This is a genomic window from Arthrobacter crystallopoietes BAB-32 (assembly GCF_000328305.2).
Taxonomy (GTDB): domain Bacteria; phylum Actinomycetota; class Actinomycetes; order Actinomycetales; family Micrococcaceae; genus Crystallibacter; species Crystallibacter crystallopoietes_A.
In genome coordinates this window covers 1-4,112 of record NZ_ANPE02000022.1, presented here as the reverse complement: position 1 = coordinate 4,112, position 4,112 = coordinate 1, and the positions used below count along the sequence as shown (strand labels likewise).

The 4,112-nt window shown below is 56.6% G+C and carries 2 protein-coding genes; both read left to right on the top strand.

Translation table 11 applies throughout. The features are described 5' to 3' along the window. The coding region (locus D477_RS00550; RefSeq protein WP_237740660.1) for a DUF3320 domain-containing protein at nt 1-2,170 on the top strand (2,170 nt) is incomplete at its 5' end. A gap of 96 nt (nt 2,171-2,266) precedes the next feature. Continuing rightward, nucleotides 2,267-4,112, top strand: a 1,846-nt coding sequence (locus tag D477_RS00545; RefSeq protein ID WP_005266178.1) for a HelD family protein, incomplete at its 3' end; no start/stop codon positions are given.

The following is a 4,112-nucleotide window of genomic DNA, read 5'->3' as shown; positions in this document are numbered from 1 at the left end:
CGACGAACGACTCAAGTCCTACCGTGCCGATAACCGAGATCAGCTAGTCGGCTCATTTCAAGAACTCGACAACCGACTCGTGCAAGAAGCCTTCAGCGCTGTTGTTACTGCTTGCGCAGCACGACGGCCGCGTTCGAATGCAGGTCCGGCCGCAGTCATAGCCCACGAGGCCAATAAGAAGACGAGGCATAAGCCAATTCGGAGGTTACTGGCAGAAACCGCAGGACTCGCACAGGCCTTGAAGCCCTGCTTTATGATGAGTCCGCTCTCGGTCTCACAGTACCTGCCTTCAGAGCTTAAGTTCGACGTCGTTATCTTTGACGAGGCTTCCCAGGTGATGCCGGCGGACGCCGTGAACTGCATCTATCGCGGACGACAGCTGATTGTGGCCGGCGACCAGAAGCAGCTGCCGCCAACTCGTTTCTTCGCCTCCGCTGACGCAGAGAGTGAAGACGAAGAGGCGCCGGACGACTTCGACAGTGTTCTTGACCTCTGCAAGGCATCAGGCTCACTGCCCTCGCTGCCATTGACCTGGCACTACCGGAGCCGGCACGAGGACTTGATTACTTACTCGAACTATAGGTTTTACGAGGGCAAATTAAGCACATTCCCGGGGGCAACGCATGAAGCTGGTGACCTGGGGGTTCATCACGAATACGTAGCCGAGGGTGTCTATCGGCGCGGTGGCGACCGTTCCAACCCCATCGAAGCAGAGAGAGTTGTTGACCGGATCATCGAGCACCGGCGAAGCAACAGTGACCTCTCGCTCGGTGTAGTCACCTTCTCGACAGCGCAAGCAGATGCAGTCTCCGAAGCCATTGAGCGGCGTGCAGACAGCGAACCGTTGTTGCGTGGTCTGATGGAGGACCACGACCGCTTGCACGGTTTCTTCGTCAAAAACCTCGAATCCGTTCAGGGCGACGAGCGCGACATCATCATCTTCAGCATCGGCTACGGCCCTGATGAGCATGGAAAATTCACAATGATGTTTGGCCCGTTGACTAAGAAGGGCGGCGAACGTCGACTCAACGTTGCCATTACCCGTGCCCGCCGCCGAGTAGAAATTGTCAGTTCTTTCCGGGCCAGCGACATGCAGGAGACCGGGTCGGACGGAAATCGGCATCTGAAGAACTACCTGGATTTCGCCGAGCGCGGCCATTCCGCTCTCGCTGAGGATATGTCCGGAAGCGTGGGCGATGTTGAAAGCCCGTTCGAGGAGGAAGTTGTTCGAACCATTCGGTCCTGGGGATACGGTGCGGTTTCTCAGGTAGGCTCGGCTGGTTACCGCGTCGATATCGGGGTTCCTCATCCAGACCAGCCCGGCCGTTTCGTCCTCGGCGTGGAATGCGACGGTGCTGCCTACCATTCCGCTAAGACTGCCCGCGACCGAGATCGTTTGCGGGAGTCGGTGCTTCGGGGGCTCGGTTGGGAAATTCACAGGATCTGGGGAATCAGCTGGTACCGCGACAGGGCGACTCAGGAGGAACGGTTGAAGGCAGCTATCCAGCAGGCCATTCATGCTGCCGATCAGCCGAAAACCCAGCCAAAAACGGCCAAGGCCGAGCCGATGGAACAGCTTGAATACCAAGAAGTAGACTTAGAGGCTGCTCCCGAATGGACCGTGCCCTATCGCAAGTACAGTCAGCGCTATAAGTCGTATAGGTACGAGCCCGGTAAGGTAGATGCACTCCCTGATCTGATCTCTTACTGCTCCGCCGTGCTCTCTGTCGAGGCCCCTGTGCATGTGGATACCGTGCTGGAACGAGTGAAGGCAGACTGGGGCGTCGGCCGTGCGGGATCGCAGATTCAGAAGAACGTGCGTCAGGCTTTAGGGATGGCTCGGGTCAACGGTGCTCGAGCGAAGGTCTATGCAGATGGATTCGTCAGGGTTTCGGGAGATGAATCAACACCGGTTCGTACACCAGATGACGACGGTGACATCCGCAAAGTGAACCTCATTCCACCCGAAGAGATCGAAGAAGCCGTCGTGAGAGTGGTTGCTGATGCTGTCTTCGCTAATGAGGAACAGATCAAGCAGACCGTTCGGGGTATTTTCGGCTGGAACCGTTCGGGAAACGATATCCAAACTGCGGTCCAAAAAGCACTGTTCAAAGTCGTGAAAAACCGCCGGTGCGTCAAAGACGACAGCGGCAACTACTTTGTAGCGTAAAGCACCGGTCAATCTCGCAACAATGTCGGCGGTCGCCGCTACTGTTCAAAACGTTAGCCCATGGCTGCGTGGGCGCGGTTAGTTAGGGGAGTATCAGTGTCGGTTGGGGAAATAGCGAGCAGCAAGATTGAAGAACTCAGGCGGGAACAGGATTACTTCGACGCTGCGCAGACTGCTAGAGATCACGCTACGGACGGATGGAGCGCGGATAAGTGGTCTGCGGGAACCGCGGTTGAGCGACGAGCCTTCAAGCGGGCCGTAGAGAAAAAACAAACCTTCTCCTCGGACGATGAGGTCGCTTTCGGCCGCATCGACCTCGAAGATGGAGAGACCTATTACATTGGCAAGGCGCCCATTTTCGATGTCGACAAGAACCTTCTGGTCGTCAACTGGCAGGCTCCAATCGCAGCTGCTTATAACCAGGCAACAGCCAAGGACCCAAAAGGATTGGTTCGGAGGCGGAAGTTTGATGCTCCTAAGAACCGAATCAAGGATTTCGAAGACACCGTATTCAGAGAGCTTGCAGCGGCTGTCGCAGAGCTCGAGGGGTGGGAGGAACCAGACGACGAACTTCTGAAAGCATTGAGCCGCAAGCGAAGCGGCTCAATGACAGATATCGTCAAGACCATTCAAGCCGCCCAGGACAAGATCGTCCGAGCGGACAAGGACCGGCTATTAATCGTGCAGGGCGGCCCCGGTACAGGTAAGACGGCCGTAGCACTGCACCGCGTGTCCTGGCTCCTCTTCAATTACCAAGAAGAGCTCGATCCGCAGGATGTCTTGGTGGTTGGGCCTAACCCGACTTTCACTCGTTACATTCGCCGCGTCTTGCCAGATTTGGGTGACAACGACGTTGTTCAGCGCTCGCTGCAGGATCTTCTGGCGCCTGGCGTCACTTCGTCTTCCACAGAGGCAGATGAAGTTGCAGCGCTGAAAGGATCGGCAGTCATGGCCGACGTCCTGGCGGCGGCGTTGGACGATCGAATTAAGGAACCGAAGGAACCGGTCAGAGTACAGCGGCGTGACAGCGGCTTGTACGTGTCCATTCCGGCAGAACCGCTCGCAAAACGGATCAAGGAACTGAAGAGCGAGATCTACCTCGAGGGCCGTGCCAAACTTCGCCTGTCGTTGACGGAAATGGCACGGCAAGAACTGCCCGTTCGAGGCAGGCAAGCCGCTGCCGATCTCCTGGATTCTGTTTCCCTAAATGACGCAGTCAACACAATGTGGCCGCAGCTCAATGCTCCCCAATTTATCCGCGAGTTGCTGGGGTCGAAGGATCGTCTCATCAAGGCCGCCGGTGACCTGCTTCGGGCTTCGGAAGTTGGAATGCTCTATAGGCCGATGGCAAAGCGAATCGCTGACGAGCCTTGGACGCTCGCCGATCTAGCCCTGATGGATGAAGCCGCGGAACTCCTACGTGGGGAGTCGGATATTTACTCCCATATTGTCGTCGATGAGGCACAGGATCTGTCCGAGATGCAGCTCATGGCCATTCGCCGTAGGTCCCGCAATGGTTCCATGACTGTCGTAGGCGATATCGCACAGTCCACTGGTCCCTACGCGACCGACTCTTGGGAGAGTGCGAAGACTCTGCTCAAGTCGAACCTCCCAACGGAAGTAGTGGAACTCGAACACGGGTATCGCGTCCCAGCAGAAGTATTTGACGTGGCCCGGCCGGTGCTTGAAGTCGCGGCACCAAGCGTAAGTGCGCCAGAAATCGTTCGATCGGCTGGCGCTGATCCAGAATTCACGGGCATCGATTTAGATGACCTTCCAGCAGAAGTAGCAAAGATTGTCACCCATCACAGTGGTAAGGGTCGCTTTGTCGGAGTCATTGCTGTTGCGGAACAGTGGGAATCCATCCGGAAGGCGTTTTCGAGCCAGGACATCCAGTGGAGCGAATCGACTTCAGGTGAACTGAGCAATGCGATCAACGTGG